Consider the following 16,085-nt stretch of genomic DNA (forward strand, 5'->3'; position numbering starts at 1 on the left):
TCGCGACTGGGGAAATAGAGCAGCAATGACGCCGATCATCTCTTTCCATCCATGGACAAACATTGGCGGTTGACGGCAACGATAGCCTTTATGCGCTATCCTTTTCGGCGCTCGCCGCCATATGCCTGAGCTCGTCCCAGAGACTTTCGGCGAAGCTGCGCAGAACGGTGAGTTCGAAGCTGTCATCGCCGGTGCGCGCGATCTGCACGGAGATATGGCCGACCATCGTCATGACGGAACGACCTTCCGGGAAGACGGCAGGATCGAGATCGACGGCGGTGCCCTTGGCAAGAAGCACGCGCGAATATCGGCCAGAAACGCCGATGCGCACGCGCCCATGGCTCTGGTCCATGATGAAGGCTTTTCCGGCGAGTGCGGCGGAGAGGGCCTCGAGACGTGCCTGCAGAAGCGGCTCGTCGCCGGCGACGAACCATTGCCGGAAGCCTGCTTCGCGGATCGAACTTTTCGCAAAACCCGCCTTCGCCAATTCCTGGCCAAGTTCGGCGGGCGCAATGGCGCCGAGCACATGCAGGAGATGACCTTCAGGCAAGGCTTCCAGCCGGACGCCAGGTCCCGTCACGCCGTTATGTGCCGTTCCGGCAAGAACCGGTCTGTGCTGTGGAAGATCAAGCATGAAGCTTCTCGTTTTCAGGATCGATGAAGACGGGATGGCAGAGCACCGCCTCGGTGAATTCGTTGCGCAGGCCGTTCCAGACCGTCACCTTCTCGCCGATGCGCTCCGGTCCGCGCCGGACGAGGGCCAGGCCGATCGTATGGCCGAGGCTCGGCGAGAAGGCGCTTGAGGTGACATAGCCCTGATCGTTTTCGAGCGTCGCCGCAGCGCCCTCGGCAAGAATATGCGAACCGGTGCGGAAGCCGCTTGCCGGGTTGAGCGGCTTGACGCCGACGAGGCGCGGGCGATCGGGATCCTGCAGGCCTTCGCGGGCAAGCATCGCCTTGCCGATGAAATCCGGCTTGGTCGATGAGACCATGCGGCCGAAGCCGAGATCGCCTGGGGTGACCGTGCCATTGATCTCGGCATGGGTGACGTGGCCCTTTTCGATGCGCATGACGCCGAGCGCTTCGACGCCGTAGGCGGAGATGCCGTGTTTCTCTCCTGATGCCATGATGGCGTCGGCAACGCTTTCGCCGTAGCCGGCCGGGACGGCGAGTTCGTAGGCAAGTTCACCGGAGAAGGAAATCCGGAAGAGCCGGCCTTCGAGGCGGCCGGCGAATAGCGACACCTTGCGGGCGCTCATGAAGGGGAAGGCCGCATCGGAAAGATCCTCGTCGACGATTTCCGAGAGGATCGCGCGGGACTTCGGCCCGGCAACGGCCATCTGCGCCCATTGATCGGTGGAGGAGGCGAAGCAGACGTCGAGTTCCGGCCACAGCGTCTGGGCGCAGAATTCGAGATGGGTGAGCACGCCGGCGGCCAGCGCCGTCGTTGTGGTCATGAAGAAATGGTCGTCGCTGAAGCGGCTGGTGGTGCCGTCATCATAGATGAAGCCGTCCTCGCGCAGCATGATGCCGTAACGGGCCTTGCCGACGGCCAGCTTGGCAAAACCGTTGCAATAGATGCGGTCGAGGAAGGCTGCGGCATCGCGGCCGAAGATCTCGATCTTGCCAAGGGTCGAGACGTCGCAGAGGCCAGCATTCTTCCGGATGTTCAGCACCTCGCGATCGACGCTTTGGCGCCAGGTCGTTTCGCCGGCGCGCGGGAACCAGGAAGAGCGGTACCAGAGGCCGGTTTCGACAAAGACCGCGCCATTCTTTTTCGCCCAGCCGTGCAACGGCGATTTGCGCGCCGGCTGGAAATCCTTGCCGCGCGATGTGCCGGTCAAAGCGCCGAAGGAGATCGGCGTATAAAAGGGTCTGAAGGTCGTCGTGCCCACCTCGGCGGGCGACACGCCGCGCGCCTCGGCAAGGATGCCGATGGCGTTGATGTTGGAAAGCTTGCCCTGGTCGGTCGCCATGCCGCTGGTGGTATAGCGCTTGGCAAGCTCGACATGGCCGTAGCCTTCGCGCACGGCGAGGCCGAGGTCCTTGAGGTGCACGTCGTTTTGGTAATCGACGAAAGCCTTGCCCTTCGCGCCTTTGACCGACCAGAGCGGCTTCGTGCGCTGAGCCATATCGGCAGCTGAGGCAAAGGCCGGTTCCGCTGCGAGACCGATCGACTTCAGGGCGGCGGCAGCCTTTCCCGCGCCATCGCCGAGGCAGGCGGCAATCTGCGCAAGGCCGGCAGCCGAGCCGGCAACGGCAAGACCATCCTGCGCAGCCGGCGCCAGGAACGCCGCGGCCTCCCGCGACCATTGCGGCTTGCCGCCGCGATGGCAGGCAAGATGGATGATCGGGCTCCAGCCGCCCGACACGGCAAGCGCATCGGCTTCGATCCGGCGAACACCCTCTTCGGTTTTGACGCTGACGCCGCGCAGACGCCGGCCGCCATGGGCATCGATGATTCGCGCGCCCCGCAGAACCTCGGCGCGGCCCGGCCAGCTCTCGCCGCCATCGGGGCGGCTGTCGACGATCGCCGCAACTCGAAGGCCGGCGAATTCGAGGTCAGCGGCGGTGTCATATCCGCTATCACTGGTGGTGAAGATCACCGTGCTTCGGCCCGGCGCCACCGCCTGCCGATTGAGATAGCTGCGCATGGCGCCTGCCATCATCACGCCGGGTATATCGTTGCCGCCGAAGACCAGCGGTCGTTCCTCGGCCCCCGTCGCAAGAATCGCCTGCCGGGCAATGATGCGCCACAGCCGTTCCACCGGACGATCCGGATCGGGCAGCGCTAAATGCTTTTGGACGCGCTCGACGGCTCCGAAAACATTGTCGTCGTACCAGCCGAAAACAGTCGTGCGTGGCAGGCGGCGCACATTTTCCAGGCCCTCCAGCTCGGCAAGCAGCTCGCCGACAAGGCTCCCCGCCGGCTTGCCGTCAACTGCGCCGCTTTCGCAAAGCAGGCTGCCGCCGAGTTCGGGTCCCTCGTCTGCAAGAATGACGCGCGCGCCGGCGCGGCCGGCGGTCAGCGCTGCAGCAAGGCCGGCAGGGCCGGCGCCGATCACCAGTAGATCGCAATGCGCCCAGCATTTCTCATAGGAATCGGGATCAGCCTCGTAAGAGGCTCTGCCGAGGCCCGCAGCCTTGCGGATCACCGGCTCGTAGAGCTTTTCCCAGAGCGCTGCCGGCCACATGAAGGTCTTGTAGTAGAAGCCGGCGCTGAGGAAAGGTGAGAGCAGGCCGTTGACCGCGCCGACATCGAAGCCGAGCGACGGCCAGCGGTTCTGGCTCATGGCCGTCAGCCCCTGATAGAGCTCGATCATCGTCGCGCGCGTATTCGGTTCGGTGCGCCCACCGCTGCCTGTCGTCACCAGAGCGTTCGGTTCGGCGGCCCCCGCCGTCAGAATGCCGCGCGGGCGGTGATATTTGAAGCTGCGTCCGACGAGCTGGATACCGTTGGCAAGCAGCGCCGAGGCGAGCGTGTCGCCCGGATGGCCTTGCAGCGCCTTGCCGTCAAAGGTGAAGCCGAGTGTCTTGTCGCGGTCGATGCGACCGCCGGTGGAAAGACGGAAGCTCGTCATGCCGGTTCTCCGCCGAGCTTGGCAAGGGCGGCGTCCCGAACGTCATGGACCGCATGGGTGAGAGTATCGCGCTCGACGATCAGCCAGCGGCGGCATCCGGAGGAATGGTGCCAATATTCACTATGCCGGCCCCTCGGATTGTCGCGCAGATAGACATAGTCGTACCAGGCATCCGCGCCGGCATCCGGCGCCGGCCGAACCAGCTTCGCATCGCCACGGATCGAGAATTCCTCCTTCGGCCGGGCGCCGCAATGGGGACATGAAATCAGGCTCGCCATAGTCAAATGTCCTCAGTGCAGATTGGGCTGGGCGCCAACGCCCTTTTCGTCGATCGGGTAGCCGCACGCGAAACGGTCAAGCCGGAAGGCGCGGGTCGTCTGGTGCGGCGTGTTGCGGGCGATCAGATGGGCGTAACAGAAGCCGGAGGCGGGCGTGGCCTTGAAGCCGCCGTAACACCAGCCGGCGTTGAGATAGAGATTGTCGATATGGGTGCGGTCGATGATCGGCGAGCCATCCATGCTCATGTCCATGACGCCGCCCCAGGAGCGCAGGTAGCGCACGCGCGACAAGGAGGGGATCATCGCGATCCCGGCTTCGGCGACGTGCTCGACGGTGGCGAGATTGCCGCGCTGCGCATAGGAATTATAGCCGTCGATGTCGCCGCCGAAGACGAGGCCGCCCTTGTCGGACTGGGAGACGTAGAAATGACCGGCGCCGAAAGTGACGACATTGTCGATGAAGGGTTTCAGCCCTTCGGAGACGAAGGCCTGCAGCACATGGCTCTCGATCGGCAGGCGAAGGCCGGCCATATCGGCGACCACGGTGGAATTGCCGGCCGCCGCCAGCGCCAGCTTGCCGCAGCCGATGAAGCCTCTGCTGGTCTCGACGCCTGTGACTTCACCATTTTCCGTGCGAATGCCGGTGACCTCGCATTGGGTGATGATATCGACGCCGCGGCTGTCGGCGCCGCGGGCATAACCCCAGGCGACCGCGTCATGGCGCACCGTGCCACCGCGCGGCTGGTATAAGCCACCCATGACCGGGAAACGGGCATTGTCGAAATCGAGAAAGGGCAATTTCCTGCGCACGGCCTGCCGGTCGAGCAGCTCGGCATCGACGCCGTGCAGCCGCATGGCGTTGCCGCGACGCGTATAGGCGTCACGCTGCGCGTCGGAATGGAAGAGGTTCAACACGCCGCGCTGCGAGACCATGGCGTTGAAGTTGAAGTCCTGCTCCAGCCCTTCCCAAAGCTTCATTGACAGTTCGTAGAAGGGATTGTTGCCGGGCAGCAGGTAGTTCGAACGGATGATCGTCGTGTTTCTGCCGATATTGCCGGAGCCGAGATAGCCCTTTTCCAGAACGGCGACATTGGTGACGCCGAACTCCTTGGCAAGGTAGTAGGCAGTGGCCAGACCATGACCGCCGCCACCAACGATGACGACGTCGTAATGCGGCTTCGGCGCCGGATCGCGCCAGGCGGGCGCCCAGCCCTTGTTGCCGCGAAGGCCGTTCAGAAAAATCGAAAGAGCGGAATAGCGCATGGGTCACCCGGAAAGAACAGCTGCATGATGCCAGAAAGAATCGACGAGACTTGCACAAAACGGACATATGTCGCTAAGAAAGGGACATGTCCTCACTTGATGGCAGAAATGTTCAGACGATCGGCTTCATCCTGATTCCGGGATTTGCGCTGATGTCCTATGCCTCGGCGACGGAGCCGCTGCGGGCGGCAAATCTGCTGGCTGGCCGCGAGATCTATCGTGTCTCCACCTATTCTCCGGATGGCGCGCCGGCCCTTTCCTCCTCCGGCGTCAGCGTGCCCGCCGATCCCCTTCCCATGAGGGGATCGGGCCTTAGTACCGCCTTCGTCTGCGCCGGCGGCTTGCCTCGGGATTGGCGATATCCTGGCGTGCTTGCCTGCCTGAGGCAGTTGTCGCGCGAAGGCATGCGGATCGGCGGCATTTCCGGCGGCCCCTATCTGATGGCCGCCGCCGGACTGCTTGGGGGCCGCGACTTCACTATCCATTGGGAGCATGCGGCCGCCCTTCTCGAAGCCTTCCCGGATCTCACGCCGCGCCAGGCGCGCTTCGTGATCGACGGCAACAGGATCACCTGCGGCGGCGGTATCGCTCCACTTGACATGATGCATGTGCTGATCGCCGAGCGGATGGGGCCGGATTTCGCCCGCCGGGTCAGCGACTGGTATCTTCACACCGAGGTCAACGAACCCGCTGCTCCGCAGCGTGCGTCTCTCGCCGAGCGATACGGTGTCCACCACCCTGGCCTGCTCAGCGTTCTCGAACGGATGGAGGAGACGATCGAGATGCCGCTCGAGCGCGCCGCAATGGCGCGGATCGCTGGTGTCACCACCCGCCATCTCGACCGGCTCTTTGCGGCCCATCTCGGCACCAGCTTCCTCGATCAATACCGCAGGATCAGGCTTCAGCATGCCCATCGCCTGCTGAAGCAGAGCCCGCTTTCCGTCTCGGAGATCGCTGTTGCCACCGGTTTTTCCAGCCTCAGCCATTTTTCCCGGATGTTCCGTGTCGTCTACGGCATCGCCCCGCGAGAGGCGCGGCGGGAATAAGTTTTCTTCACGGTTGAGAAATTTTCACTATGGCGATAGCGTTGCCTTGACCCAAAAGAGAAGGCAGCAGTAAATCCGATGAAAGCCAAAGGTGAAGCGGCAGACCAACCGGAACAGGCGCAGGGCGGACGCACCCCCTTTTCCCAGGACCCGCACGCCGTTCGCGAACCGAAGGAAAACAACCTCGAAATGGCGATCGGCCATGAGGTGCGGGCGTACCGCAAGAAACTCGGCATAACCGTCACCGATCTCGCGGCTGCGACCGGCATTTCACTCGGAATGCTGTCGAAGATCGAGAACGGCAACATCTCGCCGTCGCTGACGACGCTGCAGTCATTGTCGAGGGCGCTCGGCGTGCCGCTGACGGCCTTTTTTCGCCGCTACGAGGAGCCGCGCAATGCCGTCTTCGTCAAGGCGGGGCAGGGCGTCGAGCTGGAACGGCGCGGCACCCGCGCCGGCCATCAATATAATCTGCTCGGCCATATCGACAACAACACCAGCGGCGTCATCGTCGAGCCTTATCTCATCACGCTGACGGCCGATTCCGATGTTTTCCCGACCTTCCAGCATGAGGGCATGGAGTTTCTCTACATGCTCGAAGGCGAGGTCATCTACCGCCACGGCGACCAGCTTTTCCAGATGCAGCCGGGCGACAGCCTGTTCTTCGACGCCGATGCGCCGCATGGGCCGGAGCAACTGGTAAAACTGCCGAGCAGGTACCTTTCGATTATCAGCTATCCCCAGCAGAACTCGCGAAGCTGACTTGCCTTAGAAGAAAAGTTTATTCCTACCAGTTGAAGTCCATCCATAGACCTGCTAGTCCTTTCTCAACATGAAAGGAGGCACAGGCGATGTGCGGCATTGTTGGATTGTTCCTCAAGGACAAGAGCCTTGAGCCTCAGCTCGGAAATCTGCTTTCGGATATGCTGATCACCATGACGGATCGCGGGCCGGACTCGGCCGGTATCGCGATCTATGGCGGCTCCGCAGAGGGCAAGGCGAAAATCACTATTCAGTCCAGCAATCCAGGAGCGGACTTCGAGGGCCTCGCCGCTGACCTCGAGGCAGACGGCATCAAGGCCCATGTGTGGATCAAGAGCACGCACGCGGTCATTGAGCTTGATGCCTCCAAGCTTGTAGCAGTGCGCGAGGTGCTCGAACGGATTCGCCCGGCAGTTCGTCTTATGGGCTCGGGTGAGAGCGTCGAGATCTACAAGGAAATCGGCCTTCCGAAAGAGGTCGTGGCGCGCTTCGGAGTCCGCGCGATGAGCGGAACCCACGGCATCGGCCATACCCGCATGGCGACGGAATCCGCCGTCACCACGCTCGGCGCCCATCCATTCTCGACCGGCGCCGACCAGTGCCTCGTGCACAACGGCTCGCTGTCCAACCACAACAACTTGCGCCGCGAGCTGACGCGCGAAGGCATGACCTTCGAGACGCAGAATGATTCGGAAGTCGCCGCCGCCTATCTGACGGCCGAAATGGCCAAGGGCAAGGATCTCGGCCAGGCGCTGACCGGTGCGCTCGACGATCTCGACGGCTTCTTCACCTTCGTCGTCGGCACCAAGTCCGGCTTCGGCGTGGTGCGCGACCCGATCGCCTGCAAGCCCGCCGTCATGGCCGAGACCGACCAGTATGTCGCCTTCGGCTCGGAATACCGCGCGCTGGTCAATCTTCCCGGCATCGAGAATGCCCGCGTCTGGGAGCCGGAGCCGGCAACTGTCTACTTCTGGGATCACGACAAGGCGGCCTGAGGCGCGCTGAAAGCCAAGAGACGGGCGGACCGTCTCCCGGACCAATGAGGATTCAATGCCGACATTCGATCTTTCCAACACGCCTCTTCGCGAATTGAACAGCGCGCTGCACGCTCTCTCCAAAGGTGCCAACGACACTGAATTCGAGGTCATCAACCCGCGCGGCAGCCATGCCGTCGCCGTCGGGATCGACAGCCCGGTGACGGTCGCTGTCAGGGGATCTGTCGGCTATTACTGCGCCGGCATGAATGACGGCGGCAAGATTACGGTTCATGGCTCGGCTGGACCGGGTGTTGCCGAAAACATGATGTCCGGCACCGTCGTCATCGAGGGCGACGCCAGCCAATATGCCGGCGCGACCGGCCGGGGTGGCCTGCTCGTCATCAAGGGCAACGCCGCCTCGCGCTGCGGCATTTCGATGAAGGGCATCGACATCGTCGTTCATGGCAGCATCGGCCACATGTCGGCCTTCATGGGTCAGTCCGGCCATCTCGTCGTGCTCGGCGACGCCGGCGATGCACTCGGGGATTCGCTCTACGAAGCCAAGCTGTTCGTCCGCGGTGAGGTCAAGAGCCTCGGCTCCGACTGTATCGAGAAAGAGATGCGGCCGGAGCATCTGGAGAAGCTTGCCGAACTGCTCGGCAAGGCAGGCGTGACGGACGTCAGACCCGAAGAGTTCAAGCGCTACGGCTCCGCCCGCAAGCTCTACAATTTCAACATCGACAACGCAGACGCGTACTGAGGCGAGGGACACTCATGAGCTATCACAACCCCTATACCCCGCCACGCAAGTCCGCGACTTTCGACGACTATACGCTCGCCGAAATCCGCCGCGCGGCCGCCACCGGCATCTATGACATCCGCGGCGCCGGCACCAAACGCAAGGTTCCGCATTTCGACGATCTGCTGTTTCTCGGCGCCTCCATCTCGCGCTATCCGCTCGAAGGCTACCGCGAGAAGTGCGATACGACAGTGGTGCTCGGCTCGCGCTTCGCCAAGAAGCCGATCACGCTCAAGACGCCGATCACCATCGCCGGCATGAGTTTCGGCGCGCTTTCCGGCAACGCCAAGGAAGCGCTCGGCCGGGGTGCGACGATCGCAGGCACGTCGACCACGACAGGCGACGGCGGCATGACGGATGAGGAACGCGGTCATTCGCAGACGCTGGTCTACCAATATCTGCCGTCGCGCTACGGCATGAACCCGAAGGACCTGCGCCGCGCCGACGCAATCGAAGTCGTCGTCGGCCAGGGCGCCAAGCCCGGCGGCGGCGGCATGCTGCTCGGCCAGAAGATCTCCGACCGCGTCGCCAATATGCGCAACCTGCCGAAGGGCATCGACCAGCGCTCGGCCTGCCGCCATCCGGACTGGACCGGACCCGACGATCTTGAAATCAAGATCATGGAATTGCGTGAGATCACCGACTGGGAAAAGCCGATCTACGTCAAGGTCGGCGGCGCACGCCCCTACTACGACACCGCTCTTGCCGTGAAGGCCGGCGCCGACGTCGTGGTGCTCGACGGTATGCAGGGCGGCACTGCGGCGACTCAGGATGTCTTCATCGAAAATGTCGGCATGCCGACGCTCGCCTGCATACGTCCGGCCGTCCAGGCGCTGCAGGATCTCGGCATGCACCGAAAGGTGCAGCTGATCATTTCGGGTGGCATCCGCTCGGGCGCCGACGTGGCGAAGGCGCTGGCGCTAGGCGCCGACGCGGTCGCGATCGGCACGGCGGCGCTCGTCGCCATCGGCGACAACGATCCACGCTGGGAAGAGGAATATCAGAAGCTCGGCACCACTGCCGGCGCCTATGACGATTGGCATGAAGGCAAGGATCCGGCGGGCATCACCACCCAGGACCCGGAACTGGCACAACGCCTCGACCCGGTTGCGGCCGGCCGCCGCCTCGCCAACTACCTCAAGGTCATGACGCTCGAGGCTCAGACGATCGCACGCGCCTGTGGTAAGAACCACCTGCACAATCTCGAGCCGGAAGACCTCGTTGCATTGACGATCGAGGCATCGGCCATGGCGCAGGTGCCGCTCGCCGGTACCAACTGGATCCCTGGCAAGGGAGGCTTCTGATTTCTACCGGACGGGCAATATCCCGGCCGTCTCATATCCATAACCAAAGTGTCTCGAAGAAATCCAAAGGGGAACGAGAATGACACTGGACCTTGCTGCTTTTGCGAGAGACAAAGGCATCAAATATTTCATGATCAGCTATACCGACCTGTTCGGCGGTCAACGCGCCAAGCTGGTCCCCGCGGAAGCCATCGCCGACATGCAGAAGGATGGCGCCGGTTTTGCAGGCTTTGCAACCTGGCTCGATCTGACGCCGGCCCATCCGGACCTGTTTGCTGTTCCCGATCCTTCCTCCGTCATCCAATTGCCCTGGAAGAAGGACGTCGCATGGGTCGCCGCCGACTGCGTCATGGACGAACGGCCTGTCGAACAGGCACCGCGTGTCGTGCTGAAAAGACTGGTGGCTGAAGCTGCGAAGGAAGGACTTCGGGTAAAGACCGGCGTGGAGCCCGAATTCTTTCTCATCTCTGCTGACGGTTCGGTGATTTCAGACCAGTTCGATACCGCCGAGAAGCCTTGCTACGACCAGCAGGCCGTGATGCGTCGATACGATGTCATCGCCGAGATCTGCGACTATATGCTGGAACTCGGCTGGAAGCCCTATCAGAACGACCACGAGGATGCGAACGGCCAGTTCGAGATGAACTGGGAATATGACGATGTCCTGAAGACCGCTGACAAGCACTCTTTCTTCAAGTTCATGGTCAAATCGGTCGCCGAAAAGCACGGCCTTCGCGCCACCTTCATGCCGAAGCCCTTCAAGGGCCTGACCGGAAACGGATGCCATGCGCACATCTCGGTCTGGGACGTCGATGGCAGGGTAAACGCCTTCGCGGACAAGGAAATGGCCTTTGGGCTGTCGGCTCAGGGTAAAACCTTCCTCGGCGGCATCATGAAGCATGCCTCGGCGCTGGCCGCGATCACCAATCCGACGGTCAATTCCTACAAGCGCATCAACGCGCCGCGCACCACCTCGGGCGCGACATGGTCGCCGAACACCGTGACGTGGACGGGCAACAACCGCACTCACATGGTGCGCGTGCCGGGACCGGGGCGCTTCGAGCTGCGCCTGCCGGACGGCGCGGTCAATCCATACCTCTTACAGGCGATTATCATCGCGGCCGGCCTCGACGGCATCCGCAGCAAGGCGGACCCCGGCCAGCACTACGATATCGATATGTATGCCGAGGGCCACCTGGTGAAAGACGCGCCGCGCCTGCCGCTCAACCTGCTCGATGCGCTGCGCGCCTTTGATGCCGACGAGGGCTTGAAGGCGGCAATCGGGGCTGAGTTTTCCTCCGCCTATCTCAAGCTCAAGCACCTGGAATGGAATGCCTACTGCTCGCATTTCACCCAGTGGGAACGCGACAGCACGCTCGATATCTGAGCAGCCGGACCGACGTCTTCGCCATGCCGGGTTGAACAGCTCGGCATGACCGGACTCTCTGTACCTGAAAGGGCGAAGGAAGAGACAGCATGAAGAGCTTCATACTTACCGTATCCTGCAAGTCGACGCGCGGCATCGTTGCGGCGATTTCGAGCTATCTGGCCGACAAGGGCTGCAACATCATCGACAGCTCGCAGTTCGACGATCTCGATACCGGCAGGTTCTTCATGCGCGTCAGCTTCATTTCGGAGGAAGGACTTTCCGGTTCCGCGATCAGCGCCGATTTTGCCGCCGTCGCCGCGCCCTTCGAGATGGAATACGACTTCCACGACAGCGAGAGCCGCATGAAGGTGCTGTTGATGGTGTCACGCTTCGGCCATTGCCTCAACGACCTGCTCTACCGCTGGAAGATCGGTGCCCTGCCGATCGACATCGTCGGCGTCGTCTCCAACCATTTCGATTATCAGAAGGTTGTGGTCAATCATGACATCCCCTTCCACCACATCAAGGTGACGAAGGAGAACAAGCCGCAGGCCGAAGCACAGCTCGTCGACCTCGTCGAGCAGACCGGCACCGAACTGATCGTGCTTGCCCGCTACATGCAGGTCCTCTCCGACCAGCTCTGCAAGCAGATGTCGGGCAAGATCATCAACATCCACCACTCCTTCCTGCCGAGCTTCAAGGGCGCCAATCCCTACAAGCAGGCCTATCAGCGCGGCGTCAAGCTGATCGGCGCAACCGCCCATTACGTCACCGCCGACCTCGACGAAGGCCCGATCATCGAGCAGGACACCGCCCGCATCACCCATGCGCAGTCGCCCGACGACTATGTCTCGATCGGCCGCGACGTCGAAAGCCAGGTGCTGGCGCGCGCCATCCACGCCCATATCCATCACCGCACCTTCATCAACGGCAATCGCACAGTCGTCTTCCCGGCCAGCCCCGGAAGCTACGCCTCAGAACGCATGGGCTGAGAGATGGTCGAGATCATCGACGGCAAACTTGTTGCTGCATCCGTAATTCAGACGGTCAAGAGTGCGACGGCAGCGCTGGAAAAGATGAGCGGCGTCACGACAGGCCTTGCGGTCATCATCGTCGGCGACGATCCGGCAAGCCACGCCTATGTCGGCTCCAAGAGCCGCATGGCCAAGGAATGCGGCTTCAAGTCCGTTCAGCACACGCTGCCGGCCGAGACGACACAGGAGGAGCTCGCAGCGCTTGTCGCCACGCTTAACGCCGATCCGTCGATCCACGGCATCCTGGTGCAGTTGCCGTTGCCGAAACCGCTCGACAGTGAACCGATCATCCAGTCGATCCTGCCGGAAAAGGATGTCGATGGCCTCAGCGTCGTCAATGCCGGCAAGCTCGCCACCGGCGACCTGAAGACCGGGCTGGTCTCCTGCACGCCGGCCGGCGCCATGGTCTTCGTCCGCCGCACCCATGGCGAGGATCTCTCCGGGCTCAATGCCGTCGTCATCGGCCGCTCCAACCTGTTCGGCAAGCCGATGGCGCAATTGCTGCTCAACGCCAATGCGACGGTGACGATCGCGCACTCCAGAACCAAGAATCTCGCCGAGGTCTGCCGCAACGCCGATATTCTGGTCGCCGCCGTCGGCCGGCCGGAAATGGTCAGGGCCGACTGGGTCAAGCCCGGCGCAACCGTTATCGACGTCGGCATCAATCGCGTCCCGGCTCCTGAGAAAGGCGAGGGCAAGACCCGGCTGGTCGGCGACGTTGCCTTCCGCGAAGTCTCCGAGATCGCCAGCACCATCACGCCGGTTCCCGGCGGCGTCGGGCCGATGACCATCGCCATGCTGATGGCCAACACCGTCATTGCCGCTCATCGCGCTGCAGGGCAGGTGCCGCCAAAGTTTTGAGTGGAATGCCGTCTGGCGGGCTTGCCATGACGCGAAAGATTTATATAGTCAGGAAACAAATATTCCGTAGAGGAAATAAGAGGGAACGGAAATGGCACTATCATGGCGTTTCTCCGCCTTGGCGGATCGGCATCGCGCTCTGGGATCGAAGCTCGAAGACTGGAGCGGTATGGGAACCGCCTGGACCTACGAGAAGGACATGTCGGAAGAGCATGTCGCAGTCCGCACCAAGGCCGGCATCATGGATGTTTCCGGCCTGAAGAAGGTGCATCTGGTCGGCCCGCACGCCATCGCCGTCCTCGACTACATCACGACCCGCGACCTGACGAAGATCTATCCCGGCCGCTCGGTTTACGCGACCATGCTGAACGACCGCGGCCACTTTACCGACGATTGCATCGTCTATCGCACCGGCCCGAATTCCTGGATGCTCGTGCATGGATCCGGCTCCGGTCACGAGGAAGTCGTCAAGCAGGCGGCGGGCCGCAATTGCGCGGTACTCTTCGACGACGACCTGCATGACCTGTCGCTTCAGGGTCCGCTTGCGGTCGATTACCTCGCCAAATATGTGCCCGGCATCCGCGACCTCAAATATTTCCACCACATGCAGACGACGCTGTTCGGCGCGCCCGTGATGATCTCGCGCACCGGCTATACCGGCGAGCGCGGCTACGAGATCTTCGTGCGCGGCCAGGACGCCGTGATGGTCTGGGACAGGATCGTCTGTGAAGGCAAGGAGATGGGCATCATCCCCTGCTGCTTCTCGGTCCTCGACATGCTGCGCGTCGAAAGCTACCTGCTGTTCTATCCCTACGACAATTCGCAGATGTATCCCTTCGCCGACCAGCCGCCCGGCGACAGTCTCTGGGAACTCGGCCTCGACTTCACCGTCAGCCCCGGTAAGACGGGCTTCCGCGGGGCCGAGGAACATGCGCGCCTCAAGGGCAAGGAGCGTTTCAAGATCTTCGGCATGCTGATCGACGCCGACGGACCGGCCGACCTCGGCGACGAGGTTTTTGCCGACGGCAAGAAGGTCGGCGTCATCACCTGCCCGAGCTATTCCTCACTGACGAAGAAATCCATGGCGATCGCCCGCCTCGACGTTGACAAGGCGGTGCACGGGACGAAGCTCGAAGTCCGCGGCAAGACCGTCAAGGCAGCCGCCACCGCCCATACGCTTCCCTTCGACGATCCGGAGAAGAAGAAGAGGATTGCCGTAGGTTAAGGAGCACGCCAATGCTCGTCGCAGGCATCAAGAGCCGACCAGTCTATAAGGGCCTGACCATCCAGCCGCGCGCCCGGCGGCACATTTTCGCACTCGAAGGGGAGGGCGCCAAGGCTCTCCTCGATCAGCAGCCGGCGCTTGACGAAACGGCTCTTTCCCGCAGCGAGATTCTCTACGTCGCCCGCGGTTCTCGAGGGTCCGGCCTCGACGAGACGCTACGCCGGCTCGGCGCCGACATGTTCTTCACGGCGCCGACGATAGCAACGCTGCTCTTCCGGCTGAAGGGCTCGCTCGGGGCGGCCCATATGGGCACTCGGCTTTATATCTCCGGCACGGAGGGCTTCATCGGCCAGGCGATGCTCGTGGCGCTTGACTACGGCATGGACCACGCCTCCATCATCACCGAGCATCGCGGCTCGCTGGCCAGGCGGGTGCAATGCGTCCATTGCAAGGGCATCACGGACGACGTCACCACCAGCCCCTTCGCCTGCAGCCATTGCGGGCTGACGCTTCTTGTCCGCGATCACTATTCGCGGCGGCTTGCCGCCTTCCAGGGCGTCAACATCGACGCGGAAGAGCCCGGCAGCGCGCCTGAACCAGAGGAGTTGTTCCTTTGAGCGGCGGCACTGAAATTCCCGTGCGCGTAGCGCGGATCACTCCGATCGCCGAGCGCGTCAAGCGTTTCCGCTTCGAGCGCCTGGATGGAAAACCGATGCCGTATTTCTCAGGCGGCGCCCATATCATCGTCTCGATGAACGATGGCGGTCATATGCGCCGCAACGCCTATTCGCTGATGTCTCCGCCGCACGACTGCGCGGCCTATGAGATCAGCGTGCTGCATGTCGAGGATTCACGCGGCGGCTCCACCTTCATGCATCAGAAGGTCAACGAAGGTGACGAGCTGAAGGTCAGCTATCCGGTCAACCTCTTCCAGCCCGATTGGCGGGGGCGCAAGCATCTTCTGATCGCCGGCGGCATCGGCATTACCCCTTTCATTGCGATGATGGAGCAGTTTTCCCGCGAAGGCGCCGCCTTCGAGCTGCATTACGCCATCCGAACGCGCGACCACGGCGCCTACTGGCGGGAACTCCTGGAGCGCTATGGTCCGCATCGTATCAAGATCTATTGCGACGCCGAAGGCAGTGGCATCCCGCTGACGCGTCTGCTCGAGTGCCAGCCGCTCGGCACGCATCTTTATGTCTGCGGCCCCTCCGGCATGATCGACGGTGTGATGAAAGCGGGGCTCGATGCCGGCTGGCCGGAGCAGAACCTGCATTCGGAACGGTTCCTCTCATCCTTGCCCGGTAAACCCTTCACGATCGAGCTTCTACGCTCCGGCAAGACCGTGAAGGTCGGCCATCACGAAAGCATGCTGGAGGCGATCGAGGCGGCCGGCGTCGACGCCCCCTTCCTCTGTCGCGGCGGCGCCTGCGGTCAATGCGAAACGGCGGTCGCCGTCTGCGAGGGCAAACTGCTGCACAACGACGTCTATCTGACAAGCGAAGAAAAGGCATCCGGCAGCAAGGTGATGATCTGTGTTTCCCGCTTCGAGGGGAACACGCTGCATCTTGATCTCTGACGGCATC

At 62.5% G+C, this 16,085-nt stretch carries 15 protein-coding genes; 11 read left to right on the plus strand and 4 right to left on the minus strand.

Going from position 1 to position 16,085, the window contains the following annotated elements; all coding sequences use genetic code 11:
- Positions 1-88: 88 nt before the first annotated feature.
- From PH551_RS22535 to PH551_RS22550, 4 genes are read right to left on the minus strand one after another with little or no spacing between them, the layout of a single operon-like run.
- On the minus strand, positions 89-634 hold the full coding sequence (locus PH551_RS22535) for a sarcosine oxidase subunit gamma (RefSeq protein WP_285195076.1): 546 nt from the start codon (positions 632-634) through the stop codon (positions 89-91).
- Positions 627-3,581, minus strand: coding sequence for a sarcosine oxidase subunit alpha family protein (locus tag PH551_RS22540; protein WP_285195077.1), 2,955 nt, complete (start codon positions 3,579-3,581; stop codon positions 627-629). Before PH551_RS22540 ends, PH551_RS22535 begins: the two co-directional genes overlap by 8 nt.
- On the minus strand, positions 3,578-3,859 hold the full coding sequence (locus PH551_RS22545) for a sarcosine oxidase subunit delta (RefSeq protein WP_285195078.1): 282 nt from the start codon (positions 3,857-3,859) through the stop codon (positions 3,578-3,580). The genes PH551_RS22540 and PH551_RS22545 overlap by 4 nt, the downstream gene beginning before the upstream one ends.
- A 12-nt stretch (positions 3,860-3,871) precedes the next feature.
- A complete protein-coding gene (locus tag PH551_RS22550) occupies positions 3,872-5,122 on the minus strand; it encodes a sarcosine oxidase subunit beta family protein (RefSeq protein ID WP_285195080.1) in 1,251 nt (416 codons plus the stop codon).
- 86 nt (positions 5,123-5,208) lie between these two features.
- Between PH551_RS22550 and PH551_RS22555 the strand changes: the two genes are divergently transcribed.
- From PH551_RS22555 to PH551_RS22605, 11 genes are all read left to right on the plus strand, one after another.
- A complete protein-coding gene (locus PH551_RS22555; RefSeq protein ID WP_221138883.1) occupies positions 5,209-6,168 on the plus strand; it encodes a GlxA family transcriptional regulator in 960 nt (319 codons plus the stop codon).
- Between the two features lie 78 nt (positions 6,169-6,246).
- The gene (locus PH551_RS22560) at positions 6,247-6,930 is read left to right on the plus strand and encodes a helix-turn-helix domain-containing protein (protein ID WP_085781211.1); all 684 of its coding nucleotides are present in this window, start codon (positions 6,247-6,249) and stop codon (positions 6,928-6,930) included.
- An 89-nt stretch (positions 6,931-7,019) separates the two neighbouring features.
- The gene (locus tag PH551_RS22565) at positions 7,020-7,925 is read left to right on the plus strand and encodes a class II glutamine amidotransferase (RefSeq protein WP_285195081.1); all 906 of its coding nucleotides are present in this window, start codon (positions 7,020-7,022) and stop codon (positions 7,923-7,925) included.
- Between the two features lie 55 nt (positions 7,926-7,980).
- Entirely contained in the window at positions 7,981-8,667 is a 687-nt protein-coding gene (locus PH551_RS22570; protein WP_285195082.1) for a GltB/FmdC/FwdC-like GXGXG domain-containing protein, read from the plus strand.
- Positions 8,668-8,681: 14 nt separating this feature from the next.
- Entirely contained in the window at positions 8,682-10,010 is a 1,329-nt protein-coding gene (locus PH551_RS22575; RefSeq protein ID WP_285195083.1) for an FMN-binding glutamate synthase family protein, read from the plus strand.
- A 79-nt stretch (positions 10,011-10,089) separates the two neighbouring features.
- Positions 10,090-11,397, plus strand: coding sequence for a type III glutamate--ammonia ligase (gene glnT, locus PH551_RS22580; protein ID WP_285195084.1), 1,308 nt, complete (start codon positions 10,090-10,092; stop codon positions 11,395-11,397).
- An 89-nt stretch (positions 11,398-11,486) separates the two neighbouring features.
- Positions 11,487-12,371 carry a formyltetrahydrofolate deformylase gene (purU, locus tag PH551_RS22585; protein ID WP_085781206.1) on the plus strand — a complete coding sequence of 295 codons (885 nt, stop codon included), beginning with the start codon at positions 11,487-11,489 and terminating at the stop codon, positions 12,369-12,371.
- A gap of 3 nt (positions 12,372-12,374) precedes the next feature.
- The gene (folD, locus tag PH551_RS22590) at positions 12,375-13,274 is read left to right on the plus strand and encodes a bifunctional methylenetetrahydrofolate dehydrogenase/methenyltetrahydrofolate cyclohydrolase FolD (RefSeq protein ID WP_285195085.1); all 900 of its coding nucleotides are present in this window, start codon (positions 12,375-12,377) and stop codon (positions 13,272-13,274) included.
- 91 nt (positions 13,275-13,365) lie between these two features.
- The gene (locus PH551_RS22595) at positions 13,366-14,499 is read left to right on the plus strand and encodes an aminomethyl transferase family protein (protein ID WP_285195086.1); all 1,134 of its coding nucleotides are present in this window, start codon (positions 13,366-13,368) and stop codon (positions 14,497-14,499) included.
- An 11-nt stretch (positions 14,500-14,510) separates the two neighbouring features.
- Positions 14,511-15,116, plus strand: a complete 606-nt coding sequence (locus tag PH551_RS22600) for a dimethylamine monooxygenase subunit DmmA family protein (RefSeq protein WP_285195087.1) — start codon at positions 14,511-14,513, stop codon at positions 15,114-15,116.
- Positions 15,113-16,078, plus strand: coding sequence for a PDR/VanB family oxidoreductase (locus PH551_RS22605; protein ID WP_285195089.1), 966 nt, complete (start codon positions 15,113-15,115; stop codon positions 16,076-16,078). Before PH551_RS22600 ends, PH551_RS22605 begins: the two co-directional genes overlap by 4 nt.
- The last annotated feature ends 7 nt before the right edge of the window (positions 16,079-16,085 follow it).

The organism is Rhizobium atlanticum (genome assembly GCF_030182485.1).
Taxonomy (GTDB): Bacteria; Pseudomonadota; Alphaproteobacteria; order Rhizobiales; family Rhizobiaceae; genus Rhizobium.